Source organism: Citrobacter sp. Cpo061 (genome assembly GCF_030332845.1).
Lineage (GTDB): Bacteria > Pseudomonadota > Gammaproteobacteria > Enterobacterales > Enterobacteriaceae > Citrobacter > Citrobacter portucalensis.
In genome coordinates this window covers 563,825-587,698 of record NZ_JAOWHB010000036.1, presented here as the reverse complement: position 1 = coordinate 587,698, position 23,874 = coordinate 563,825, and the positions used below count along the sequence as shown (strand labels likewise).

23 protein-coding genes are annotated in these 23,874 nt (G+C 51.4%); 15 read left to right on the top strand and 8 right to left on the bottom strand.

Annotated features, from left to right (window positions below; all coding sequences use genetic code 11):
• Nucleotides 1-174: 174 nt before the first annotated feature.
• The gene (gene xthA, locus OGX97_RS08840) at nucleotides 175-981 is read right to left on the bottom strand and encodes an exodeoxyribonuclease III (protein WP_003030642.1); all 807 of its coding nucleotides are present in this window, start codon (nucleotides 979-981) and stop codon (nucleotides 175-177) included.
• Between the two features lie 444 nt (nucleotides 982-1,425).
• Between xthA and astC the strand changes: the two genes are divergently transcribed.
• The 7 genes from astC to ves all read left to right on the top strand — a co-directional run bounded on the left by astC (nucleotide 1,426) and on the right by ves (nucleotide 9,214).
• Complete coding sequence (astC, locus tag OGX97_RS08835; protein WP_048214345.1) at nucleotides 1,426-2,646, top strand: succinylornithine/acetylornithine transaminase; 1,221 nt, start codon at nucleotides 1,426-1,428, stop codon at nucleotides 2,644-2,646.
• Nucleotides 2,643-3,677 (top strand): arginine N-succinyltransferase, encoded by a 1,035-nt coding sequence (gene astA, locus OGX97_RS08830; RefSeq protein ID WP_060682309.1) that lies wholly within the window; start codon nucleotides 2,643-2,645, stop codon nucleotides 3,675-3,677. The genes astC and astA overlap by 4 nt, the downstream gene beginning before the upstream one ends.
• The gene (astD, locus tag OGX97_RS08825; RefSeq protein WP_218659335.1) at nucleotides 3,674-5,152 is read left to right on the top strand and encodes a succinylglutamate-semialdehyde dehydrogenase; all 1,479 of its coding nucleotides are present in this window, start codon (nucleotides 3,674-3,676) and stop codon (nucleotides 5,150-5,152) included. Before astA ends, astD begins: the two co-directional genes overlap by 4 nt.
• A complete protein-coding gene (gene astB / locus OGX97_RS08820; protein WP_235124059.1) occupies nucleotides 5,149-6,492 on the top strand; it encodes an N-succinylarginine dihydrolase in 1,344 nt (447 codons plus the stop codon). Before astD ends, astB begins: the two co-directional genes overlap by 4 nt.
• Entirely contained in the window at nucleotides 6,485-7,450 is a 966-nt protein-coding gene (astE, locus tag OGX97_RS08815) for a succinylglutamate desuccinylase (protein ID WP_032943143.1), read from the top strand. Before astB ends, astE begins: the two co-directional genes overlap by 8 nt.
• Before the next feature lie 349 nt (nucleotides 7,451-7,799).
• Complete coding sequence (spy, locus tag OGX97_RS08810; RefSeq protein ID WP_003832537.1) at nucleotides 7,800-8,285, top strand: ATP-independent periplasmic protein-refolding chaperone Spy; 486 nt, start codon at nucleotides 7,800-7,802, stop codon at nucleotides 8,283-8,285.
• A 353-nt stretch (nucleotides 8,286-8,638) separates the two neighbouring features.
• Nucleotides 8,639-9,214 (top strand): environmental stress-induced protein Ves, encoded by a 576-nt coding sequence (ves, locus tag OGX97_RS08805; RefSeq protein ID WP_003030626.1) that lies wholly within the window; start codon nucleotides 8,639-8,641, stop codon nucleotides 9,212-9,214.
• Here the strand turns inward: ves and cho are convergent.
• Complete coding sequence (gene cho / locus OGX97_RS08800) at nucleotides 9,174-10,061, bottom strand: excinuclease Cho (RefSeq protein ID WP_048226765.1); 888 nt, start codon at nucleotides 10,059-10,061, stop codon at nucleotides 9,174-9,176. The two genes, ves and cho, sit on opposite strands and share 41 nt — an antisense overlap.
• Before the next feature lie 131 nt (nucleotides 10,062-10,192).
• Nucleotides 10,193-11,023 (bottom strand): ammonia-dependent NAD(+) synthetase, encoded by an 831-nt coding sequence (gene nadE / locus OGX97_RS08795; protein WP_235124057.1) that lies wholly within the window; start codon nucleotides 11,021-11,023, stop codon nucleotides 10,193-10,195.
• Between the two features lie 210 nt (nucleotides 11,024-11,233).
• Here nadE and osmE point away from each other — a divergent pair, with 210 nt between their 5' ends.
• The 7 genes from osmE to chbG all read left to right on the top strand — a co-directional run bounded on the left by osmE (nucleotide 11,234) and on the right by chbG (nucleotide 17,146).
• Nucleotides 11,234-11,575: an osmotically-inducible lipoprotein OsmE gene (gene osmE, locus OGX97_RS08790; RefSeq protein ID WP_003030621.1), complete on the top strand. Its 342-nt coding sequence runs from the start codon at nucleotides 11,234-11,236 to the stop codon at nucleotides 11,573-11,575.
• Nucleotides 11,576-11,873: 298 nt separating this feature from the next.
• On the top strand, nucleotides 11,874-12,194 hold the full coding sequence (gene chbB / locus OGX97_RS08785) for a PTS N,N'-diacetylchitobiose transporter subunit IIB (RefSeq protein ID WP_003832547.1): 321 nt from the start codon (nucleotides 11,874-11,876) through the stop codon (nucleotides 12,192-12,194).
• Between the two features lie 87 nt (nucleotides 12,195-12,281).
• On the top strand, nucleotides 12,282-13,640 hold the full coding sequence (gene chbC, locus OGX97_RS08780) for a PTS N,N'-diacetylchitobiose transporter subunit IIC (RefSeq protein ID WP_003030619.1): 1,359 nt from the start codon (nucleotides 12,282-12,284) through the stop codon (nucleotides 13,638-13,640).
• A gap of 54 nt (nucleotides 13,641-13,694) precedes the next feature.
• Nucleotides 13,695-14,042, top strand: a complete 348-nt coding sequence (chbA, locus tag OGX97_RS08775) for a PTS N,N'-diacetylchitobiose transporter subunit IIA (RefSeq protein ID WP_235124051.1) — start codon at nucleotides 13,695-13,697, stop codon at nucleotides 14,040-14,042.
• Nucleotides 14,043-14,052: 10 nt separating this feature from the next.
• Complete coding sequence (gene chbR / locus OGX97_RS08770; RefSeq protein WP_085951046.1) at nucleotides 14,053-14,895, top strand: transcriptional regulator ChbR; 843 nt, start codon at nucleotides 14,053-14,055, stop codon at nucleotides 14,893-14,895.
• A gap of 124 nt (nucleotides 14,896-15,019) precedes the next feature.
• Nucleotides 15,020-16,375, top strand: coding sequence for a 6-phospho-beta-glucosidase (locus tag OGX97_RS08765; RefSeq protein ID WP_032943151.1), 1,356 nt, complete (start codon nucleotides 15,020-15,022; stop codon nucleotides 16,373-16,375).
• A 12-nt stretch (nucleotides 16,376-16,387) separates the two neighbouring features.
• Entirely contained in the window at nucleotides 16,388-17,146 is a 759-nt protein-coding gene (gene chbG / locus OGX97_RS08760) for a chitin disaccharide deacetylase (protein WP_057066961.1), read from the top strand.
• Between the two features lie 37 nt (nucleotides 17,147-17,183).
• Here the strand turns inward: chbG and katE are convergent, their stop codons facing one another.
• The gene (gene katE / locus OGX97_RS08755) at nucleotides 17,184-19,442 is read right to left on the bottom strand and encodes a catalase HPII (protein WP_279850557.1); all 2,259 of its coding nucleotides are present in this window, start codon (nucleotides 19,440-19,442) and stop codon (nucleotides 17,184-17,186) included.
• A gap of 192 nt (nucleotides 19,443-19,634) precedes the next feature.
• Between katE and cedA the strand changes: the two genes are divergently transcribed.
• The gene (cedA, locus tag OGX97_RS08750) at nucleotides 19,635-19,898 is read left to right on the top strand and encodes a cell division activator CedA (RefSeq protein ID WP_279850558.1); all 264 of its coding nucleotides are present in this window, start codon (nucleotides 19,635-19,637) and stop codon (nucleotides 19,896-19,898) included.
• A gap of 63 nt (nucleotides 19,899-19,961) precedes the next feature.
• On the opposite strand, the gene tcyP is transcribed toward cedA, so the two are convergent.
• The 4 genes from tcyP to hxpB form a co-directional block, all read right to left on the bottom strand.
• Nucleotides 19,962-21,353 (bottom strand): cystine/sulfocysteine:cation symporter, encoded by a 1,392-nt coding sequence (gene tcyP, locus OGX97_RS08745; RefSeq protein WP_003832558.1) that lies wholly within the window; start codon nucleotides 21,351-21,353, stop codon nucleotides 19,962-19,964.
• Between the two features lie 135 nt (nucleotides 21,354-21,488).
• A complete protein-coding gene (locus OGX97_RS08740) occupies nucleotides 21,489-22,088 on the bottom strand; it encodes a metal-dependent hydrolase (RefSeq protein ID WP_008784570.1) in 600 nt (199 codons plus the stop codon).
• An 83-nt stretch (nucleotides 22,089-22,171) separates the two neighbouring features.
• A complete protein-coding gene (gene kduD, locus OGX97_RS08735; protein ID WP_235124038.1) occupies nucleotides 22,172-22,933 on the bottom strand; it encodes a 2-dehydro-3-deoxy-D-gluconate 5-dehydrogenase KduD in 762 nt (253 codons plus the stop codon).
• A 146-nt stretch (nucleotides 22,934-23,079) separates the two neighbouring features.
• Nucleotides 23,080-23,748, bottom strand: coding sequence for a hexitol phosphatase HxpB (gene hxpB / locus OGX97_RS08730; protein WP_204191767.1), 669 nt, complete (start codon nucleotides 23,746-23,748; stop codon nucleotides 23,080-23,082).
• Between the last annotated feature and the right edge of the window lie 126 nt (nucleotides 23,749-23,874).

Below are 23,874 nucleotides of genomic sequence, written 5' to 3'. Positions count from 1 at the left end.
CATGGGGGTTCTCCTGTAAAACCGAGTGCAATGGAGCATTTTCGTCAGCGAAAAGCGCGCGCGAAGATATAATAAATTCCCGGCCGTAACAATGTATTACCGTCACTTTATTGATTTTGCACAGAATAAACAGACTCTCCAGGCCGGGCCTGGAGAGTAAAAAGACGCAGAAGGTCAGACGCGGAATTTAGCCCATACAGGCGCATGGTCGGACGGTTTTTCCATGCTGCGAATTTCATAGTCGATGCCGGTTTCTTCACAGCGTTCCGCCAGCGGGTTGCTCGCCAGCAGCAGATCGATACGCAGGCCACGGTTATCGTCAAAGCCTTTTGAACGATAGTCGAACCACGAGAACTGGTCATTCTTTTCAGGATTTGCGTGACGGTAAGTATCCACCAGACCCCAGCCCAGCAGGCGTTCCATCCACTCACGCTCCTCCGGCAGGAAGGAACATTTACCGGTACGCAGCCAGCGTTTACGGTTTTCTTCGCCAATGCCGATATCGAGATCGGTTGGGCTAATATTCATATCGCCCATGATCAATACCGGATTGTCGCGTTTCAGCTCTGTCTCCAGATAGTTTTGCAGGTTCTGATAAAACGCGGCTTTGGCCGGGAATTTGGTTTCATGGTCACGGCTTTCGCCCTGCGGGAAATAGCCGTTGATCACCGTGATGCTGCCCAGAGGGGACGGAATTTCTGCCATGATGATCCGACGCTGCGCTTCTTCGTCATCGCCCGGGAAGCCACGACGTACCGCAATTGGCGTTTCTTTCGTTAACAGCGCCACGCCGTAATGACCTTTCTGGCCGTGATAAAAGACGTTGTAACCGAGCTTTGCTACCTCTTCGAGAGGGAACATATCGTCGTGGACTTTTGTCTCCTGTAAGCCAATAACATCCGGTTGGTGTTTTTCGACAATGGCTGCCAGTTGATGGGGACGGGCACGCAGGCCGTTGATATTAAAAGAGACAAATTTCATAGTCGCTGCCACTTTGCAAGATGAATAGTGCAAGGATGTTAGCAGAATTTCTGCAGCCTGACTGCTTCTTGTCACCTGATTCCAACAATGATTGCTAATGGTGTTAACGATGGAGCAAAAACTGCACCGTTTTGGCGCGAAGCGCGTCGGAATGGAGCAATAATTTCCGAAAAATTTCGTATACGATCACAATTCCAGAATTATATTTGGCGACTGAATAAAACTGCGTTTTTTCCTCTGTTTAGTCGCCTGATGCGCAAACATATTCACTTTATATGCACATGCAGTGAATATCGCCACGTTGTAACTTGTTGATATTCCGTCATCGACCTCCGTTTATGCACTTTTTTCGCTGGCTGGCACGAACCCTGCAATCTACATTTACACCGCAAACACTATATTTATTAACATATAAATAACCTTTTATTTACCGTTGAGGTCGCTATGTCTCTGTCAATTACGCGTGAAAATTTTGATGAATGGATGATGCCCGTATACGCTCCGGCCCCTTTTATTCCGGTGCGGGGTGAAGGTTCACGTCTGTGGGATCAGCAGGGTAAAGAGTATATCGATTTCGCGGGAGGCATTGCGGTTAACGCGCTGGGTCACGCCCACCCGGCATTGCGCGAGGCATTAAACGACCAGGCGAGCAAATTTTGGCATACGGGAAATGGCTACACCAACGAGCCGGTACTGCGTCTGGCGAAAAAGCTGATTGACGCCACCTTCGCCGAGCGCATTTTCTTCTGTAACTCCGGTGCAGAAGCCAACGAAGCGGCACTAAAACTGGCGCGTAAATATGCCCACGATCGTTTTGGCAGCCAGAAGAGCGGGATTGTAGCGTTTAAAAATGCTTTCCATGGCCGCACGCTGTTTACCGTCAGCGCCGGAGGACAGCCTGCCTATTCACAGGATTTCGCGCCGCTGCCGCCGGATATCCGTCATGCCGTATACAACGATCTCGATTCTGCCAGCCAACTGATTGATGACACCACCTGTGCGGTTATCGTGGAGCCTGTGCAGGGTGAAGGCGGTGTGGTACCGGCAACAAAAGCCTTTTTGCAGGGGCTACGTGAGTTATGCGATCGCCATAATGCGCTGCTGATTTTTGATGAAGTTCAGACCGGCGTTGGCCGTACCGGGGAGCTGTATGCCTATATGCACTACGGCGTGACGCCGGATCTGCTGACGACAGCAAAAGCGCTGGGCGGTGGTTTCCCCATCGGCGCACTGCTGGCGACAGAGCGTTGCGCCAGCGTGATGACGGTTGGTACACACGGTACAACGTACGGCGGAAACCCGCTGGCGACGGCGGTGGCAGGTAAATTGCTGGAAATTGTGAATACACCGGAAGTGCTCAACGGAGTAAAACAGCGCCACGACTGGTTTGTGGAGCGTATAAACGCCATTAACGAACGTTTTGGACTGTTTAGTGAAATTCGTGGACTCGGACTGCTGATCGGCTGCGTGCTGAACGCGGAATTTGCCGGGAAAGCGAAACTCATCTCGCAAGAAGCGGCTGTTGCCGGGGTGATGGTACTGATCGCTGGCGCTAACGTGGTGCGTTTTGCGCCAGCGCTCAACGTCAGCGAAGAAGAAGTCGCCACCGGACTGGATCGCTTTGCGCTGGCCTGCGAACGCATTAAAGCAGGAGGTTCATCATGATGGTGATTCGTCCCATTGAACGCGCGGATATCACCGCGTTGATGCAGCTTGCCAGTAAGACCGGCGGCGGGTTGACCTCGCTACCGGCGAATGAAGCTACGCTGATGGCGCGTATCGAACGTTCACTCCAAACCTGGCGCGGTGAGTTGCCAAAAAGTGAGCAGGGATATGTGTTTGTGCTTGAAGACAGTACCAGCGGAACCGTGGCCGGGATTTGCGCCATTGAGGTAGCGGTAGGGCTTAACGATCCCTGGTACAACTACCGGGTTGGTACCCTGGTCCACGCCTCGAAAGAGCTGAATGTCTATAACGCGCTGCCGACGCTGTTTCTGAGTAACGATCACACGGGTAGCAGCGAGCTTTGCACGCTGTTTCTCGATCCGGACTGGCGAAAAGAAGGCAACGGCTATTTGCTGTCAAAATCGCGCTTTATGTTTATGGCGGCCTTTCGCGACCGATTTAATGAGAAAGTCGTGGCCGAAATGCGCGGCGTGATTGATGAGCACGGTTACTCGCCGTTCTGGCAAAGCCTTGGTAAACGCTTTTTCTCAATGGAGTTCAGCCGGGCGGATTTTCTCTGCGGGACAGGGCAGAAAGCCTTTATTGCTGAACTGATGCCCAAGCATCCTATTTATACCCATTTTCTGTCTGATGAAGCGCAAGGCGTGATTGGTCAGGTGCATCCGCAAACGGCTCCTGCTCGGGCAGTGCTGGAGAAAGAAGGGTTTCGCTACCGTAACTATGTCGATATTTTCGACGGCGGGCCGACCCTGGAATGTGATATTGACCGGGTGCGGGCTATCCGTAAAAGCCGACTGGTGGAAGTGGCGGAAGGTCAGCCAGCAACCGGTGATTATCCGGCCTGTCTGGTTGCCAATGAAAACTATCAAAACTTCCGCGTCATGCTGGTTCGCGCAGACCCGGATACCCAACGTCTGGTACTGACGGCGGCGCAACTGGATGCCCTGAAATGCCACGCGGGCGACCATGTACGTTTTGTACGTCTTTGTGCAGAGGAGAAAACAGCATGACACTATGGATAAACGGTGACTGGGTGACGGGGCTGGGCGAGCGTCGGGTGAAAACCAACCCGGTAAGCGGTGATGTGCTGTGGCACGGTAATGATGCAGATGCAAGGCAGGTGACGCAAGCGTGCCTGGCCGCACGCGCGGCCTTTGCCGGTTGGGCTAAACAGCCTTTCAGCGCACGCCAGACTATTGTTGAAAAGTTTGCTTTATTGCTGGAAAGCAATAAAGCCGAGCTAACTCAGATTATCGCCAAGGAAACCGGAAAACCTCATTGGGAAGCCGCGACTGAACTGACGGCGATGATCAATAAAATCGCCATCTCCGTCAAAGCTTATCATGCCCGTACCGGTGAGCAGCACAGCGAACTACCGGATGGTGCGGCAACGTTGCGCCATCGCCCACACGGCGTGCTGGCGGTTTTTGGTCCGTATAACTTCCCCGGTCATTTACCCAATGGTCATATTGTTCCGGCATTGCTGGCAGGCAATACGTTGATTTTCAAACCCAGCGAGTTGACGCCGTGGACCGGTGAAGCAGTAACAAAACTGTGGGAGCAGGCGGGGTTGCCGCCGGGCGTGCTGAATCTGGTGCAGGGCGGACGTGAAACGGGACAGGCGCTGAGTGCGCTGGAAGACCTTGATGGCCTGCTGTTTACCGGCAGTGCGAATACCGGTTATCAGCTGCATAAGCAGTTATCCGGCCAGCCGGAAAAAATCCTTGCCCTGGAGATGGGGGGCAACAACCCGCTGATTATTGAGAATCCGGAAGATATTGATGCCGCAGTGCATCTGACCATTCAGTCCGCATTTGTCACCGCCGGACAGCGCTGTACCTGTGCCCGCCGCCTGCTCGTAAAAAAAGGCGCGCAGGGTGATGCGTTCCTGAAGCGTCTGGTGGAGGTTAGTCAGCGTTTAATGCCCGGCAACTGGGATGCACAACCGCAGCCATTTATGGGTGGACTAATTTCCGAACAGGCAGCGCAACACGTCTATGATGCCTGGCAGCGTCTGGCGTCGTTGGGCGGCCGTACGCTGTTAGCGCCACGTCTGTTAAATGCCGGAACGTCACTGTTGACCCCTGGAATCATCGAACTGACCGGGGCGGGGAACGTACCTGATGAAGAGGTTTTCGGTCCGCTGCTCGGCGTCTGGCGTTATGACAGCTTTGATGATGCGATTCGTATGGCGAACAACACCCGCTTTGGATTGTCGTGTGGGTTAGTTTCGCCCGATCGCGGCCAGTTTGAACAGCTACTGTTGGAGGCGCGGGCAGGGATCGTCAACTGGAATAAGCCGTTAACCGGCGCTGCCAGTACCGCACCGTTTGGCGGTGTAGGCGCTTCCGGGAACCATCGCGCCAGCGCGTGGTATGCCGCAGATTATTGCGCCTGGCCGATGGCAAGTCTGGAATCCCCGGCCTTAACGCTGCCAACGGCGCTTAGCCCGGGACTGGATTTTTCTCGCGAGGATAAGCTATGAAAGCCCGTGAGGTAAATTTTGATGGTTTGGTGGGGCTAACTCACCACTATGCTGGATTGTCATTTGGTAATGAGGCCTCAACCAAACATCGATTTCAGGTGTCGAACCCGCGTCTGGCGGCAAAGCAAGGTCTGCTGAAGATGAAAGCACTGGCGGATGCAGGATTTCCTCAGGCGGTGATCCCGCCCCACGAGCGGCCTTATATTCCGGTTCTGCGTCAGTTGGGTTTTAGCGGCAGTGACGAACAGGTGCTGGATAAAGTGTCGCGTCAGGCGCCTCACTGGCTCTCCAGTGCCAGCTCCGCATCGCCTATGTGGGTAGCGAATGCGGCAACGGTGTGCCCTTCGGCAGACTCGCTGGACGGGAAAGTGCATCTGACGGTGGCGAATCTGAATAATAAGTTCCACCGTTCACTGGAAGCGCCTACTACCGAAGCATTGTTACGGGCGATTTTCCGTGATGAGAATAGCTTTGCAGTCCACGGTGCGTTACCCCAGGTTGCGCTTTTTGGCGATGAAGGGGCGGCAAACCATAACCGCCTCGGTGGAGATTACGGTGACCCCGGCGTACAGCTGTTTGTTTACGGTCGTGAAGAAGGCAATGCATCCCAACCGAAGCGCTATCCTGCAAGGCAATCCCGTGAGGCCAGCGAGGCGGTCGCGCGACTGAATCAGGTCAACCCACATCAGCGCATTTTTGCTCAGCAAAACCCGGACGTTATCGATCTTGGCGTGTTCCATAACGATGTGATTGCGGTGTCGAATCGCCAGGTGCTGTTTTGTCATCAGCAGGCGTTTGTCAGACAGCAGGCATTGTTAGAGCAGTTGCGCAGCCAGGTGGCAGGTTTTACCCCGCTGGAAGTCCCGACAGCGGAAGTGTCGGTGCAGGATGCCGTGACCACTTATCTGTTTAACAGTCAGTTGCTGAGTCGTAGTGACGGTTCGATGATGCTGGTCCTGCCACAGGAGTGTCGGGAGCATGCTGGCGTGTGGCGGTATTTGAACCGGCTTCTCGAGGAAGACAATCCGATCGATGACCTGCGGGTATTCGATCTGCGTGAAAGTATGTCCAACGGCGGTGGTCCGGCATGCTTGCGCCTGAGAGTGGTGCTCACTCCGCAGGAACAGCAGGCGGTGAATCCGGCGGTTATCATGAACGACACGCTGTTTAACACGTTGAATAACTGGGTTGACCGTTACTATCGCGATCGTCTTACCGCTGCCGACCTTGCCGACCCACAGCTGTTGCGCGAGGGGCGTGAAGCGCTGGATACGCTGACGCAATTGCTCAACCTCGGCTCAATGTATCCTTTCCAGCAGGAGGGGATGCACCATGGATAACTTTCTGGCGATCACGCTCGCAGGTGCCACTCCAGAGAAAACGCAAGGAACCACTCATGGTTTTGACTGGCAGTGGATCGGTCACGGAATTCTGGAACTGACGCCGCTTGCACCCGTTGAACATTCTCTGGTGCTGTCTGCGGGGATCCATGGCAATGAAACCGCGCCGGTAGAGATACTCGATTCATTGCTTTCCAGTCTGTTTAGCGGCGAGCTGACACTGACATGGCGGCTGCTGGTGATTCTGGGAAACCCGCAGGCGCTGGCTGCGGGAAAACGATATTGTCATAGCGACCTGAATCGTATGTTTGGCGGCCGGTGGCAGATTTTTACCGCGAGTGAAGAAACGCACCGAGCCCACGAGCTTGAGCTGTGTCTTGAAGATTTTTATTCGCGCGCAAAGGAGCCTGTGCGCTGGCATTTGGATCTGCACACCGCGATCCGCGGTTCACAGCATCTGCGCTTTGGCGTATTGCCACAACGCAACGTTGCCTGGGACGAGGATTTTCTTGAATGGCTGGGAGATGCGGGACTGGAAGCGCTGGTTTTCCATCAGACGCCTGGCGGCACGTTCACCCATTTTAGCGGGGAACATTTTGGTGCGTTGGCCTGTACGTTGGAACTGGGTAAAGCGCTGCCGTTCGGGCAAAACGATCTTACCCAGTTTGCACAAACGGCAGACGCACTGGAGAAATTGCTGCAGGGCGAGCGGGTGTCGACGAGAGAAATATCCCCGCTGCGTTATCGCGTGGTGTCGCAAATCACGCGTCGTAGCGACGATTTCATTCTCCACATGGATAACCAGACGCTAAACTTTACCCCCTTTAAAGAAGGCACCTTGCTGGCGCAGGACGGAGATGAACGTTTTATCGTCACCCATGATGTTGAATACGTTCTTTTTCCCAACCCTAACGTGGCCTGCGGTTTACGTGCCGGATTGATGCTCGAAAAGTTGTGATCAATATATTCGCCCTGCAGGATTATCCTTTAGGGCTTATTTTTGCGTGCTGTTTTTATTTATTACGGATTATTCCTGGTGAGTTGCTTTCTTAATAAACAGGGTTCAGGTATAGTTCTCCATAATCCTTTCAAAATCATCCTGTTGTAATTTTTTATTGCAACTCTGCGCAATTTATTCTTTTTTTCTTCATAATTGATGAAAGTTTGTTTTTTACACTTTCACTGTTTTACCGTTGCTCTGATTAATTGACGCTTAAGCCGGTAAAGTTAATCTCGTCAACACGACATCACATTGCATAAGAGTCGCATGAGTGTCGTAAAAATAACTGAAAGAAAGGATAGAAATTATGCGTAAACTGACTGCTCTGTTTGTTGCCTCTACTCTGGCGCTGGGTGCTGCGAACCTGGCTCATGCTGCTGACACTACAACAGCTGCACCAGCGGATGCTAAACCGATGATGCATCACAACGGTAAATTTGCCCCGCATCACGACATGATGTTTAAAGACCTGAACCTGACCGACGCGCAGAAACAGCAGATTCGCGAGATCATGAAAGGCCAGCGCGATCAGATGAAACGTCCGCCGCTGGAAGAACGCCGTGCAATGCACGATATCATCGCCAGCGATAGCTTCGATAAAGCGAAAGCCGAAGCGCAGATTGCGAAGATGGAAGAACAGCGCAAAGCCAACATGCTGGCGCATATGGAAACTCAGAACAAAATTTACAACATTCTGACCCCGGAACAGAAAAAGCAGTTTAATGCCAATTTTGAGAAGCGTCTGACAGAACGTGCAGCGCAGAAAGGTAAAATGCCGGAAGCTGCCGAGTAATCGATCAGCGTCTACACTAAATCATTCACACTGTGTCGCGCTGATTGCCGCACAGTGTGAAACCAAACTCAAGACCGCCGCTCTTGTCCACAACACGTATAACGATGTGGGCAGGATCGGCGGTTTTTTCATTTCTGCCTATTGCACCGGACGCACGACACGCTATTCTCCTGAAGCCCGCGAAAATTCTACCTGGATCAGCGCGTTATTCTTTTTTGCAAAATGCCGGGTTCATCGCTAAGGCAAATCAACTCTGCTGCCGATAACAATAATCTGCAGGGTGAACATAATAATGATGATTTATGGCTGTCTGTTTACGGCAGGCTGCCATGCTGCTCCTTTCTGGAGGGATGATGGAATACTTTGATATCCGCAAAATGCCGGTTAATCTCTGGCGAAATGGTGCGGGAGAAACGCGTGAGATTTGCTGTTTTCCGCCAGCAACACGAGATTTTCACTGGCGGGCGAGTATCGCCTCCATTGCAGCAAACGGCGAGTTTTCACTTTTCCCGGGTGTAGAGCGCGTGATTACCCTGCTGGAAGGCGGAGAAGTGACCCTGGAAGAGTCGAACACCTTCACGCATACCCTGAAACAGCATCAGCCTTTTACCTTTGCCGGTGACAAGGTGGTAAAAGCGAAGCTGACGGAAGGGCAGATGTCGATGGATTTTAATATCATGACCCGACGAGATGTTTGCCAGGCAAAAGTCAGAGTGGCCGATCGCACCTTTACGACCTTTGGTTCACGCGGCGGCGTGGTGTTTGTTATCAGCGGCGCCTGGCAACTGGGCGATAAACTGCTAACGGCCGACCAGGGTGCGAGCTGGCATGACGGCAAACACACATTACGACTGCTGGAACGCGAGGGAAAATTGCTGTTCAGCGAGATTAACTGGATGCCGGGGCATTCTCCGGATGCAGTTCAATAATGTCATATTGACCAGACAGAACAGGCCGGCAGAGAATTTTGTAGCCATCATGGTCAAAGCCTGCTGGCATACGCGCCAGGGTAGTCGCTTCATCCAGCGTTGAAACGGCTCCCAGCCACAGCCAGTTGTTGATGATATGGTACTGTGTCATTTCGGCACCGGTTTCTTGCAAGGCAATGGCATTGCTCCATGGCCAGCAAATCACTTTCACTCTTTCCAGCGCCTCTAGCAGACGCGAGTGATGCGCTTCATGACTCTCTTTCCCGCAGCACGCCCCGGCGCAGCGTTTAAGCGCGGAGCGAAAACAGGCACGCCCGCGACTCAGGGGTTCCAGCCCCAACAGGCCGTAGCACAGCTGCTGTTCATCCGCGAGGTTTTGCAACGCTTGTAGCGCTGCGCGACGATGGGCAAACAGGCCAAACAGATTGGGTGCATGGGAGAAATCAATATCTCGTGCGTAGACAACCTGAACAGTTCGGTCGGTAAGCTGCAAGGCGCAAAGCTGACGATTGCGCCGTAGTCGTTTATTAAACAACGGCTGTTGTTCTTTGATCAACCGCGCTTCCAGCAGCAGGGCACCAATTTCTCCCGCCGTACAAATCCAGCTAATGCGTTTGGCCTGACGCAGCATTGCCGCTTCGTCCGCGGTACGCAGGTGTGCCAGCACGCGGCTGCGAATATTGACGCTTTTACCAATGTAGAGAGGCATAGTGTCGCTTTCACTGTGAAACAGATAGACGCCTGGTGCGGTGGGAAGCGCACTCAAAAATGGACGCAGGTGTTCTGGATATTCATAGATTGCTGCTGCCTCAAATGTCAGGCGTGGGGCTGATTGACGCCGTACCACTTCTCACTCCGGATGCTGGTTATTCATCCAGTGTAGCAGTTTGAAACCGATTAAAAAAGCGGCATCAGACCAGGGGGAGGGGCCGGACAGCGGTGATCCCCGTGCTATCCGGCGATATGTGATTAAAAAAATTACGCTTTTTTCCAGAAGTCATCAAACACCGTGATCGGTGTGCGACGTTTGTGCTCGGTCTTCAGATACCAGCCTTCAATTTTATTCGCGATGTCGGCAGCCAGCGTTTTTCCTTCCAGATAATCGTCGATGTTGTCATAGGTGACGCCTAATGCGGCTTCATCCGGCAGAGAAGGGCGATCGTCTTCGAGGTCGGCGGTTGGCGCTTTCTTATATAAATGTTCCGGGCAACCCAGCGCGGCAAGCAGCTGCTTACCCTGACGCTTGTTCAGGCGGAAAATAGGGTTAATGTCAGTACCGCCATCGCCGTATTTGGTGAAAAATCCGGTGATGGCTTCTGCTGCATGATCGGTACCCACGACAACACCGCTGGTCATTCCGGCGATACTGTACTGGGCCTTCATACGTTCACGGGCTTTTTCATTGCCACGGACAAAATCGCTCAGTTCAATACCCGCTTCACGCAGGGCCTGTTCACTGGCCAGTACCGCACCCTTAATATTTACTGTGAGCACGCGGTCAGGTTGGATAAAGGCGATGGCATCCTGACAGTCCTGTTCATCAGCCTGAACGCCATACGGCAGACGTACGGCAATAAACTGCAGCGCGTCATTCCCCGTTTCTTCGCGAAGCTCGGAAATAGCCATCTGGCAAAGTTTTCCCGCGAGCGTTGAGTCCTGTCCGCCGCTTATCCCTAATACCAGTGATTTCAGAAAAGGGTAGGTTTGCAGGTAGGATTTCAAGAAATCCACGCTGCGGCGAATTTCCTCTTCTGCATTAATTTGCGGTTTTGCGCCAAGCGCCTGGATTATCTCTTGCTGCAGAGTCATTTAACCCCCTCCGAAAAATGAAATGATCAAAAAAATGATGTGTTAAAGCTAACGCGTTGGGACCCAAACGACAAGGGATGCAGGCCTGATCTAACATCATTTTGTTTTAATAGAATTTTCCGAAACGACCTAAGTATCATCTGATTGCTTGAAAAATGTGTTGTTGTGCTCCAGGCTTATATAACACGCTGAAATACAAGAGGACGGAATATGAACAAGAACCTAACAGGAATTCTAAGCGCAGCGGCTGTTTTGACTATGCTGGCAGGGTGTACGGCCTACGATCGCACCAAAGACCAATTTGTTCAGCCCGTGGTGAAAGATGTGAAGAAAGGGATGAGCAGGGCGCAGGTGGCGCAGATTGCCGGTAAACCTTCTTCTGAAGTCAGCATGATTCATGCGCGAGGGACATGCCAGACCTACATCCTGGGTCAACGAGATGGTAAAGCTGAAACCTATTTTGTTGCTTTAGACGACACCGGACATGTGATTAACTCCGGTTACCAGACCTGCGCAGAGTACGACACTGACCCGCAGGCGGCGAAGAAGTAACAACTGCTTATTGCCTGAGCTCTCTGGAAAACCGGCCATCGTGCCGGTTTTTTTGTGCCGAACGATCTTATTTATTGCTGCGAATTATTTGCCCGAAATGTGAGGGGGGTCATAACGACAGGTCAAGGAGAGACAATTTAGTTGGTCAAGGAAATACCATCCACCGGTGCAATCCCGTATACTCATTTCAGCCACCTAAAAAAGTAATTTAGCTGACGCAAGTTACCCAGAGCATGGATGCAGGTTATGGCTTGCGGAGTGTCTGGTTGACAGATAATCGCACATGAGGATCGTTTTAATGGAAAAGAAACACATTTATCTGTTTTGTTCTGCGGGCATGTCGACTTCATTGTTGGTTTCGAAGATGCGTGCTCAGGCCGAAAAATACGAAGTACCGGTTATTATTGAAGCATTTCCTGAAACGCTGGCCGGAGAAAAAGGTCCTGTCGCCGATGTCGTGTTATTAGGTCCACAAATTGCTTATATGTTGCCCGAAATTCAGCGTTTGTTACCCAACAAGCCTGTGGAAGTGATTGACTCGCTGCTGTATGGCAAAGTCGATGGTTTAGGCGTGCTTAAGGCTGCTGTTGCAGCAATTAAAAAAGCCGCAGCAAATTAATTATTTTATTTTAATTTTTCCCGTCAAAGAGTTATTTCATTAACATTCACCGCAATTTTTAATTGCGGTATTTAAGGGTATTTTTCTATGAGTAACGCTATTGCTTCACTTGAAAAGGTACTCCTTCCTTTTGCTGTAAAAATTGGAAAGCAGCCACACGTTAATGCAATCAAGAACGGCTTTATTCGTTTAATGCCGTTAACCCTCGCAGGGGCCATGTTTGTATTAATCAATAACGTTTTCCTGAGCTTTGGGGAGGGGTCGTTTTTTTATTCAATGGGCATTCGACTTGATGCTTCAACTATTGAAACTTTGAATAGCTTGAAAGGCATTGGTGGAAACGTCTATAACGGTACGCTGGGTATCATGTCATTGATGGCACCGTTCTTTATCGGCATGGCGCTGGCAGAAGAACGTAAAGTCGACTCACTGGCTGCCGGGCTGTTATCCGTCGCCGCGTTTATGACCGTAACGCCTTATAGCGTGGGTGAAGCCTATGCCGTTGGCGCGAACTGGCTCGGCGGTGCCAATATTATTTCCGGTATTATTATCGGCCTTGCGGTCGCGGAAATGTTCACCTTTGTGGTTCGTCGCAATTGGGTCATTAAATTACCTGATAGCGTACCGACATCCGTATCGCGCTCTTTCTCTGCGCTGATTCCTGGCTTCCTTATCCTCTCCATTATGGGGATCATCGCCTGGGCACTGAACACCTGGGGTACGAACTTCCACCAAATCATTATGGATTCCATTTCAACTCCGCTGGCGTCGTTGGGCAGCGTGGTGGGCTGGGCCTACGTGATTTTTGTTCCGCTGCTGTGGTTCTTCGGTATTCACGGTTCACTGGCGCTGACTGCGCTGGACAGCGGTATCATGACGCCATGGGCGCTGGAAAACATCTCTATCTACCAACAGTTTGGTTCCGTAGATGCCGCGCTGGAAGCCGGTAAGACGTTCCACGTCTGGGCGAAACCGATGCTCGACTCCTATATTTTCCTTGGGGGTAGCGGAGCAACGCTGGGTCTAATTATCGCTATCTTCCTGGCATCGCGTCGTCCTGACTATCGTCAGGTTGCTAAACTGGCACTGCCGTCAGGTCTGTTCCAGATTAACGAACCTATCCTGTTCGGTCTGCCGATCATCATGAACCCGGTGATGTTTATCCCGTTCATTCTGGTGCAACCGATTCTGGCGGCGATTACGCTGGCAGCTTACTACTCAGGCATTATTCCACCGATTACCAACATTGCACCGTGGACTATGCCAACCGGTTTGGGCGCGTTCTTTAACACCAACGGTAGCGTCGCTGCTCTGCTGGTCGCGCTGTTCAACCTCGGTATCGCAACGCTGGTTTACCTGCCGTTCGTGGTGGTAGCCAACAAAGCGCAGAACGTTATTGACCAAGAAGAAAGCGAAGAAGATATCGCTAACGCATTAAAATTCTAAATTTAATCCGGCATGGCTTTACGGTCATGCCGGACTGAACCAGAGGAAAAAAGTATGTTGGATATCGAGAACATCGTCGATACGCAGTCAGAAGCAGAAGAACTTGAAGAAGTGGTGATGGGCCTCATCATCAACTCCGGTCAGGCGCGTAGCCTGGCGTACGGCGCACTCAAAATGGCCAAGCAGGGTGATTTCGAGTCAGCTAATACCATGATGGACCAGTCTCGTCTGGCGCTGAACGAAGCGCACCTCGTGCAAACGAAATTGATTGAAGGCGATCAGGGCGAAGGTAAAATGAAAGTTAGCCTGGTGCTGGTCCACGCACAGGACCACCTGATGACATCAATGCTGGCGCGTGAGCTGGTGACTGAACTGATTGAGCTTCACGAAAAGCTGAAATAGCGAGGAGTGCATAATGCAGCTACAGATTAACGCACCGGAAATCAAAACCGTTTATGAACAGCAGCTGTTTAATGGCAAAAATTTCCATGTGTTCATCTATAACAAAACTGAGAGCATCAGCGGGCTGCATCAGCATGACTACTATGAGTTTACCCTGGTTTTAACCGGGCGCTATTATCAGGAAATCAACGGTAAACGCGTACTGCTAGAACGTGGAGACTTTGTCTTTATCCCGTTGGGATCGCACCACCAGAGTTTTTATGATTTTGGTGCGACAAGGATCCTTAACGTTGGCATCAGTAAACGTTTTTTTGAACAGCACTATCACCCGCTGCTGCCATTTTGTTTCGTTGCATCGCAGGTCTACCGGGCGAATAACTCGTTTCTTACCTACATTGAAACGGTTATTGCATCACTTAACTTTCGTGAGAGCGGGCTGGATGAATTTGTAGAAGTGGTCACCTTCTATATTATAAATCGGTTACGCCATCATCGCGAAGAGCAGGTGCTGGATGATATTCCGCAGTGGCTTAAAACCACCGTCGAGACCATGCACGACAAACGGCAGTTTAGCGAGAATGCGCTGGAAAATATGGTACACCTGTCCGCGAAATCCCAGGAGTATCTGACCCGCGCTACCCAGCGTTATTACAGCAAAACGCCGATGCAGATTATTAATGAAATCCGCATTAACTTTGCTAAAAAACAGCTGGAAATGACGAACTATTCTGTAACGGATATTGCTTACGAGTCTGGCTACAGTAGTCCAAGCCTGTTTATTAAAACGTTTAAAAAGCTGACGTCGTTTACACCGAATAGCTACCGTAAGAAATTAACTGAATTTAATCAGTAGATATTATTTGCCAATAACCCATTTTTTATAGCTTGCCCAAAATAGCGTCGGGACAGCCACGCTATACCTGACAAACGGGTTGAGCATAATACACGTCAGTGTTTTTACACTGAAGGGAGAAAGTATGAGCCAGAAATTAAAAGTCGTCACTATCGGTGGCGGGAGCAGCTACACCCCTGAATTACTTGAAGGCTTTATTAAGCGCTATCATGAATTACCGGTTTCTGAGTTGTGGCTGGTTGATGTCGACGGTGGAAAAGAGAAGCTGGACATTATTTTTGACCTTTGCCAGCGCATGATCGACAAAGCCGGCGTACCGATGAAGTTGTTTAAAACGCTGGACCGCCGTGAAGCACTGAAAGATGCTGATTTCGTTACCACCCAACTGCGCGTAGGGCAACTGAAAGCCCGTGAAAAGGATGAACGCATTCCGCTGAGCCACGGTTATCTGGGACAGGAAACCAACGGTGCTGGTGGGCTGTTCAAAGGTCTGCGTACCATTCCGGTTATCTTTGATATTATTAAAGATGTGGAAGAACTGTGCCCGAATGCCTGGGTGATTAACTTTACTAACCCGGCAGGGATGGTGACTGAAGCGGTCTATCGCCACACAAATTTCAAGAAATTCATCGGCGTGTGTAATATTCCTGTCGGCATGAAAATGTTCATTAGCGATGTGCTGGCGCTGAAAGAGAGCGATGATTTATCCATCGATCTGTTCGGTCTGAACCACATGGTCTTTATTAAAGACGTGCTGGTGAACGGTACATCACGCTTTGATGAACTGTTGGATGGCGTAGCTTCTGGACAACTGAAAGCTTCCACCGTGAAGAACATTTTCGACCTGCCGTTCAGCGAAGGGTTGATTCGTTCGCTGAAGCTGCTGCCGTGCTCGTATTTGCTGTACTACTTTAAGCCAAAAGAGATGCTGGCGATCGAAATGGGCGAGTACTATAAGGGCGGCGCACGTGCCCAGGTAGTACAAAAAGTAGAAAAACAACTGTTTGATCTCTACAAAAATCCTGAGCTAAACGTTAAGCCGAAAGAGCTGGAGCAGCGCGGTGGCGCGTATTACTCCGATGCGGCCTGTGAAGTGATCAACGCCATCTACAACGACAAACAGACCGAGCACTACGTCAACATTCCACATCATGGACATGTTGATAACATTCCTGCGGACTGGGCGGTTGAGATGACCTGCACGCTCGGACGTAACGGTGCTACGCCGCACCCACGTATTACCCATTTTGATGAGAAAGTGCTCGGTCTTATCTACACCATCAAAGGCTTTGAGGTTGCGGCGAGCAATGCGGCATTGAGCGGCGAGCTGAATGATGTGCTGCTGGCGTTAAACCTGAGTCCGCTGGTTCATTCTGACAGCGATGCCGAGATTCTGGCGCGTGAGCTAATCCTGGCGCATGAAAAATGGTTGCCAAACTTCGCCGGGTGCATTGAGAAACTCAAAAGCGAACAACACTAACTGAGGTCGGCTATGGAACGCGTACTGATTGTTAATGCGGATGATTTTGGCCTGAGTAAAGGACAAAACTACGGCATTGTTGAAGCCTGTCGTAATGGCGTTGTCACCTCGACAACAGCACTGGTTAACGGTGCGGCGATTGACCATGCGGTACAACTGAGTCGCGACATACCTGCACTTGCCGTCGGGATGCATTTTGTTCTGACGCTGGGTAGGCCGTTGACGGCAATGCCGGGCCTTACTCGTGACGGATTACTGGGGAAATGGATCTGGCAGATGGCAGAGGAGGACACTTTGCCGCTGGATGAAATTTCTCAGGAACTGGCCGCGCAGTATCAGCGTTTTATTGACCTGTTCGGGCGGGAGCCGACGCATCTGGATAGCCATCACCATGTGCATATGTTCCCGCAAATTTTCCCTATCGTAGCCGGGTTTGCTGCCCAGAAGGGGATTGCATTGCGTATCGATCGTCAGACCGTGTTTCAGGCGTCTGATTTTCCGGAAACGTTACGTACCTCCCAGGGATTCAGCAGCGAGTTTTACGGTGAAGCGATTTCCGAGGCTCTGTTTTTACAGACGCTGGATGCGTCAGCCGACCGGGGAGAGTCTTCGCTGGAAGTGATGTGTCATCCGGCCTTTATCGATGACATTATTCGTCAAAGTGCCTACTGTTACCCCCGCTTAACTGAGCTCGACGTGCTGACGTCTTCGTCACTGAAATATGCAATTGCGGAGCGCGGTTATCGTCTTGGCAGTTTTCTGAACGTGTAATTCCTGAGTTTGCGGCGCAATCGTGCGCCGCATTTTTTTAGGCGGGAATCGTTTCTATTTTTCCGGCACGTGACCAGACGCGGTGCGCGGTCATCAGCGTCAACAGGGCATCCATAAACTGTGCGTCTGCACTGTCCGCTTCCACCACGCCTTCTTCTCCTTCATTTTTGATATTCAACGTTGCTTTAAACTGACGAGCATCGCCGGCCAGGGCGATAGGTTTTAAGTGCTTATACGCTTCGAGTAAATAATATCGGGCATCACCGTTCTTAATGATGTCCGCGAGATTACCGCATGGAACGATAACCGCATCGACCGTCAGGGATGGCGAACCCGCAAAAGTACCGGCGATCGTCAGGGCAGATCCATCATCGGCAACTACCTTACCCATTCGGGAATAGAGCAATTTGGCATGAACGCCTTTGGCCTGTAGGGCTTGCATGATGGCGAGCAGGTCGCTCGATTTCACCTGGTCATTAAGTAGGATGGCGACCACGCGGCCCTTAATCTCACCTTGCGCACCTGCATATAAACTGAGTGACGGTGCATTTTTCAAACCGTTGACGTTGGGCGGTGGCGCAATGCTGGCCTGTTCCTTGGTTAGCTTAAAACCGAGTTTATCGGCAACCGCCTCGGCGAGGGCAGTATCAATATGAGCTAACTGTTCGACCACTCTTTCCCGAATATAGGGGCGCGTAACCTTACTGAGTTCGAAACTGAATCCGCCGATAATATGCTGCTGTTCAATTGGCGTCTGACTTAGCCAGAACAGGCGAGGGTGCGCATAGTATTCGCCAAAAGAGGGGCTACGTTCGCGGATTTTGTTTCCTTCAATCCGTTCCTGATACGACTCAAATCCACCGCGTTTTGGCCCCGGCGGCGTTTCACGCGGCCAGTTATCATTGATGGAATTCGGTTCATAGTTGGCTGGATTGGTATCGATGTCCATACGATGCATGCCGTCACGCTGGAAATTATGGTACGGACAGGTCGGGCGATTAATCGGGATTTCATGGAAATTGGGCCCGCCCAGGCGACTAATTTGGGTATCGGTATAGGAGAACAAGCGACCCTGCAGCAGGGGATCGTTAGTAAAATCGATGCCAGGGACGATATGTCCGGGATGAAAAGCGACTTGTTCATTTTCGGCGAAGAAATTATCAGGATTGCGGTTCAGCACCATTTTACCGACGCGTTGCACCGGAACCAGCTCTTCCGGGATCAGCTTGGTCGGGTCGAGCAGGTCAAAATCGAACTTAAATTCATCTTCTTCGGGAATCAGCTGTAGTCCCAGTTCATATTCCGGATAATCGCCCGCTTCGATAGCTTCCCACAGATCACGGCGATGAAAGTCGGGATCCCGACCGGTAAGTTTTTGCGCTTCATCCCATACCAGCGAGGCTTTGCCTGCCAGCGGTTTCCAGTGGAAACGGACAAAGGTGGCTTTCCCTTGCGCATTAATCAAGCGAAATGTGTGAATACCGAAGCCTTCCATCGTGCGATAGCTGCGCGGAATACCCCGATCGGACATTGCCCATATGACGTTGTGCAACGTTTCAGGCTGTAATGAGACATAATCCCAGAAGGTGTCATGGGCGCTTTGGCCCTGCGGGATAGCCCAATGCGGCTCCGGTTTAACCGCATGGACGAAATCCGGGAATTTATGGGCATCCTGAATAAAGAAGATGGGAGTATTGTTTCCCACCAGGTCGAAAATGCCCTCTTCAGTGTAAAACTTGGTCGCAAATCCCCGTATATCTCTGACCGTATCCGCAGAGCCTGCGCCGCCCTGAACGGTAGAGAATCGGACAAAAACCGGGGTGATTTTATTTTCATCACTTAGAAAGTCCGCTTTCGTCGTCGCACTCAGGTTGGCATAGGACTGAAAGTAACCATGAGCGGCAGAACCTCGGGCATGTACGATCCGCTCCGGGATGCGTTCATGATCAAAATGGGTAATCTTTTCCCGCAGGATAAAGTCTTCCAGTAGGGTTGGCCCGCGATTACCCGCGCGCAGAGAGTTTTGATCGTCCGCGATGCGCACGCCCTGGTTGGTGGTCAGAGCAAAATCTTCGCTTCCTTTACGAAAACTGTCCAGTGCATTGAGTTTGTCACTTTTGATATCCGGCGCTTTTAAACTGCCGGACGTAGTGGGCTGCATACCTGGCGGCGTGGGTTCAGGTGTTGACCGATGTGAACCGTCTGTGGGTGCCAGTGAGTCAAGTCCTGGCTGGGATTCGCTGGCATCATGAACCGGCGCTGAGTGATGGAGTGGATGCTTATCATTCTGTGACATTAAACTCGTCTCCTGGTTTCATTGCTGAAAGGGTCGTTGTTGCTGTCAAAAGCTTTAACTATAGACCACTCACTCAGTGGCGCAGGTACAGGTCGATGACGTAAAGCGCGATGAACCAGGCAAACAGCGCACGCAAGGCAGGACGCAAGGCGGCAAAATCGGCTAAGATAGCGGTTTTCTGATTTTTAGAATTTGTCTTTAGTGAAGCAACTGATTATGAAACCTCTTCGCCAACAAAATCGTCCGGTTATCAGCTATGTTCCTCGCGTGGAGCCCGCGCCACCAGAGCATGCGATTAAAATGGATGCGTTTCGTGACGTATGGATACTACGCGGAAAATATGTCGCTTTTGTCTTAATGGGGGAGGCGTTTCAACGTTCGCCTGCATTTACGGCCCCGGAATCAGCACAGCGCTGGGCTAATCAGATTCGCCAGGAAAATGAACTAAGCGATTAATGGATATAAAAAAACCGCAGGAGCATGACACTCCGGCGGTTTTTTGTTTTTTAGCTGACAGACTTAGCGATGCGCCAGTTCGGCGTTATCGTCGCTGTCCAGAATCGTTTTATCAGTCTGCTTGAGCCATTGGCTGGTCAGCGTACCGGCAGTCATGGAACCGCTTACGTTCAGCGCGGTACGACCCATATCGATCAGCGGCTCAACGGAGATCAGCAGCGCAACCAGCGTGACCGGCAGACCCATAGCGGGCAGGACGATCAGCGCGGCAAATGTTGCACCGCCACCCACACCCGCAACCCCTGCGGAGCTCACGGTCACGATACCAACCAGCGTGGCAATCCACATTGGGTCCAGTGGGTTGATACCGACGGTCGGTGCAACCATTACTGCCAGCATTGCCGGGTACAGGCCCGCACAACCGTTCTGACCAATCGTGGCACCAAACGAGGCGGCAAATGAGGCGATGGATTCAGGCACGCCCAGACGACGGGTCTGCGCTTCAACGTTCAGCGGAATTGAGGCTGCGCTGGAGCGGCTGGTGAAGGCGAACGTCAGCACTGGCCATACCTTGCGGAAGTATTTTAACGGGCTAACGCCGTTAATACCCAGCAGGATCCCGTGTACAACGAACATAATGCCCAGACCGAGATAAGAGGCCACGACGAAGCTACCCAGCTTGATGATGTCCTGCAGGTTGGAACCTGCAACCACTTTGGTCATCAGCGCCAGAACACCGTACGGCGTCAACTGCATCACCAGACGAACCAGTTTCATCACCCAGCTTTGCAGGGTATCGATAGCGACCAGAACGCGCTCGCCTTTTGGTGCATCATCTTTCAGCAGTTTCAGTGCGGCTACACCCAGGAATGCGGCGAAGATAACCACGCTGATAATCGACGTCGGGTTCGCGCCAGTCAGATCGGCAAACGGGTTTTTCGGAATAAACGACAGCACCAGTTGCGGAACGCTGAGGTCAGCCACTTTGCCAACATAGTTGGTTTCAATCGCGTTCAGACGGGCGGTTTCAGCACCACCTTGCACCAGACCTTCGGCGGTCAGGCCGAACAGGTTGGTCACCAGAACCCCTACCAGCGCGGCAATCAGCGTGGTAAACAGCAGCGTTCCGATGGTCAGGAAGCTGATTTTACCTAACTGAGAGGCGTTATGCAGACGAGCAACGGCACTGAGTATAGAGGCAAAGACCAGCGGCATAACAATCATTTGCAGCAACTGGACATAACCGTTGCCGACAATGTTGAACCACTGTACTGAATCTTTAAGAACCTGGCTGTCGGAGCCATAAATGGTGTGCAGGGCAAGGCCGAACACGACACCCATGACCAGACCGACCAGTACTTTTTTTGCCAGACTCCACTGTTTGTGACGGGCTTGCGCCAGCACGAACAGCAGCACTACGAACACGATAATGTTCGCGATTAATGGAAAGTTCATCCCCGTTCTCCTGATCTTATTATGCGTATCACCATTGAAAGGTGATTCTGTTGGCGCAAGATTAGCAGAACTGTGACTTGCCTCTTATATTCAAATGGAATTGTTTATACCGAAAATGACTTTTGGGCTGATTTATTAGTCAATCTGATGCGTTATGAAACGATTGAACTGCATTTGTAGCGTATTAATCATCTGCGAAGACCAGCGTACCGCGCTGTTCTCTTGTACGGTCTGCGGCATCCAGATTGCCCACGCGAACAGTGCCATGCACAGAAACCGCTCCAGTTGATTGCCTTTTTGCGGCACGAGGATGGGCAGACGAAAACGCCAGCGGCAGGGCCAAAGCAGGGGAACGCCTGCTGGAGTCAGCATGTCAGCCAGAATGTGACTAAGATAGCCGAGTACCATACCTTGTAAGGCATCGGCCGGTATTATCCAGGTATCCGGGACTTTCAGGTAGAACGTGGCCAGCAGGGCAAAGACTGCCAGCAGGCTATGCGTAAACCCGCGATGGCCAAATGCGCGGGCAATGGGTTTTGATATCCACTTCAGACGCTGCCCCAGCAGAGATTTGGGATGATCGATATCCGGCAGCAGGCACGTTAAAATGGCTGAAGGAACAATATGCCACCAGTCACCCTGCGCAAGAACGGGCGTTAGCTCGGCATTTTTGGCAAATACCGCACAGGCAATAGAAAAAAGAAGGTGGCCTTCCGCCGTCATGATAAAACCCAATAAACTGTCGATTCATACAGTATAGGGGTTTTATACAGTAGGCGGAAGAGGTGACGTTGTAACCCTTTGTCACAAGTGCGCCTTTACCGCGCCAGCCAACCACCGTCCACGGCCAGCGTATAGCCATGAATATAGTCAGAGGCGGGACTTGCGAGGAACACGACCGGACCTTTTAGATCATCCGGCGTGCCCCAGCGCCCTGCGGGAATACGATCGATAATCTCCTTATTGCGCTCGCTGTCTGCGCGCAGTTGCTGGGTGTTGTTGGTCGCCATATAGCCGGGCGCGATAGCATTGACATTAATTCCTTTGGCCGCCCATTCATTGGCGAGCAGGCGAGTGATGCCCAGAACGCCGCTTTTTGATGCGGTATAGGAAGGTACACGGATACCCCCCTGAAAAGAGAGCATCGAGGCAATGTTAATGATTTTTCCACCATTGCCCTGCGCCACAAACTGGCGCGCCACGGCCTGCGACAGAAAGAAAACGGATTTGAGATTCAGATTCATCACGTCATCCCAATCTTTTTCACTGAAGTCCAGCGCATCCTGACGGCGTATAGTTCCTGCATTGTTGACCAGAATATCGACCCGGCCAAACGCCGATACCGTTTGTGTCACGATGCTGGTGAGAGCATCTTGTTGACTGAGGTCGGCCTGAATGGCCATAAAGCGTCGACCGAAGGCGTTAATTTTCTCTGCGGTTTCATGCGGTATTTTACGATTCACGCCGACTACATCGCAGCCCGCTTCAGCCAGCGCCACTGCCATACCCTGCCCGAGGCCGGTGTCACATCCAGTGACGATGGCGACTTTACCTTCGAGACGAAAAGCTTCCTGAATCATGTTTACCTCAACTATTTATGTCATTAACGCTTGCGCTATAGGGCAAGGATAGGAGAGGTTAAACAGAAATACAATTAAAAATGAAACGGCGTTTTAAAATAGAAAGTCTGAAAAGACGGGCAATACGATCATTGCCCGTTACAGGATTAGCCGCGCAGATGAGCGGCTGTGAGTTCGGTGAGCGAGGTTAGTTTGACGTCGGCAAGCACGAAGCGAGGATTGTCCTGATTCTCATGCGCTGGTACGACGATGGAACGCATACGGGCAGCTTTCGAGGCAATCATGCCGTTCACTGAGTCTTCCAGTGCTACGCAGTTTAACGGGTCAATGCCCAGTTTTGCCGCACAATCGAGGTAAACTTGCGGGTGCGGTTTGCTGTAAGGCAGTTTTTCTGCAGAAGCCAGCGCGTCGAAGTCATCGCGCAGATCAAACATGGTCAGCACTTTTTCCAGCATATGTAGCGGCGAGGCGGATGCCAGTCCTACTTTGATTCCCTGAGATTTGCACAGTGCCACAGCTTCACGAACGCCTGGCAGCAGCGGTTTTGTCTCTTCAACCAACGCAATGGCCCGGGTAATGATGCGCTCGGTGACTTCCTGACGTGAGGGGCCGTTCCAGGGTTGCTGCGCAAACCACAAATCAACCACCATGTCGATGCGTAAGCCAAGGGTATCGGGAAGTTCATGGCGGCGGGAGATATCAACGCCTAAACTTGCTATCACATCCAGTTCAGCCTGATCCCAAAGCGGTTCAGAATCGACCAGTAACCCATCCATATCGAAAATTGCAGCAAGAATTTGACGCGGGGTTGACATTACAACCTCTCCTTTACGGTGATAAAAGGGATTAGAGCCAGCCTGGACGGACTCTGAGCGTTCATTATGGCTAATTCAGAAGTATACCGCCTTTAAAGATCAGGCGAAAACGGTAATCAACGGGTA

Coding starts and splice junctions, on each gene's coding strand:
- xthA (WP_003030642.1), bottom strand. CDS start 981: ATGAAATTTGTCTCTTTTAATATCAACGGCCTGCGTGCCCGTCCCCAT.
- astC (WP_048214345.1), top strand. CDS start 1,426: ATGTCTCTGTCAATTACGCGTGAAAATTTTGATGAATGGATGATGCCC.
- astA (WP_060682309.1), top strand. CDS start 2,643: ATGATGGTGATTCGTCCCATTGAACGCGCGGATATCACCGCGTTGATG.
- astD (WP_218659335.1), top strand. CDS start 3,674: ATGACACTATGGATAAACGGTGACTGGGTGACGGGGCTGGGCGAGCGT.
- astB (WP_235124059.1), top strand. CDS start 5,149: ATGAAAGCCCGTGAGGTAAATTTTGATGGTTTGGTGGGGCTAACTCAC.
- astE (WP_032943143.1), top strand. CDS start 6,485: ATGGATAACTTTCTGGCGATCACGCTCGCAGGTGCCACTCCAGAGAAA.
- spy (WP_003832537.1), top strand. CDS start 7,800: ATGCGTAAACTGACTGCTCTGTTTGTTGCCTCTACTCTGGCGCTGGGT.
- ves (WP_003030626.1), top strand. CDS start 8,639: ATGGAATACTTTGATATCCGCAAAATGCCGGTTAATCTCTGGCGAAAT.
- nadE (WP_235124057.1), bottom strand. CDS start 11,023: ATGACTCTGCAGCAAGAGATAATCCAGGCGCTTGGCGCAAAACCGCAA.
- osmE (WP_003030621.1), top strand. CDS start 11,234: ATGAACAAGAACCTAACAGGAATTCTAAGCGCAGCGGCTGTTTTGACT.
- chbB (WP_003832547.1), top strand. CDS start 11,874: ATGGAAAAGAAACACATTTATCTGTTTTGTTCTGCGGGCATGTCGACT.
- chbC (WP_003030619.1), top strand. CDS start 12,282: ATGAGTAACGCTATTGCTTCACTTGAAAAGGTACTCCTTCCTTTTGCT.
- chbA (WP_235124051.1), top strand. CDS start 13,695: ATGTTGGATATCGAGAACATCGTCGATACGCAGTCAGAAGCAGAAGAA.
- OGX97_RS08765 (WP_032943151.1), top strand. CDS start 15,020: ATGAGCCAGAAATTAAAAGTCGTCACTATCGGTGGCGGGAGCAGCTAC.
- chbG (WP_057066961.1), top strand. CDS start 16,388: ATGGAACGCGTACTGATTGTTAATGCGGATGATTTTGGCCTGAGTAAA.
- katE (WP_279850557.1), bottom strand. CDS start 19,442: ATGTCACAGAATGATAAGCATCCACTCCATCACTCAGCGCCGGTTCAT.
- tcyP (WP_003832558.1), bottom strand. CDS start 21,353: ATGAACTTTCCATTAATCGCGAACATTATCGTGTTCGTAGTGCTGCTG.
- kduD (WP_235124038.1), bottom strand. CDS start 22,933: ATGATTCAGGAAGCTTTTCGTCTCGAAGGTAAAGTCGCCATCGTCACT.
- hxpB (WP_204191767.1), bottom strand. CDS start 23,748: ATGTCAACCCCGCGTCAAATTCTTGCTGCAATTTTCGATATGGATGGG.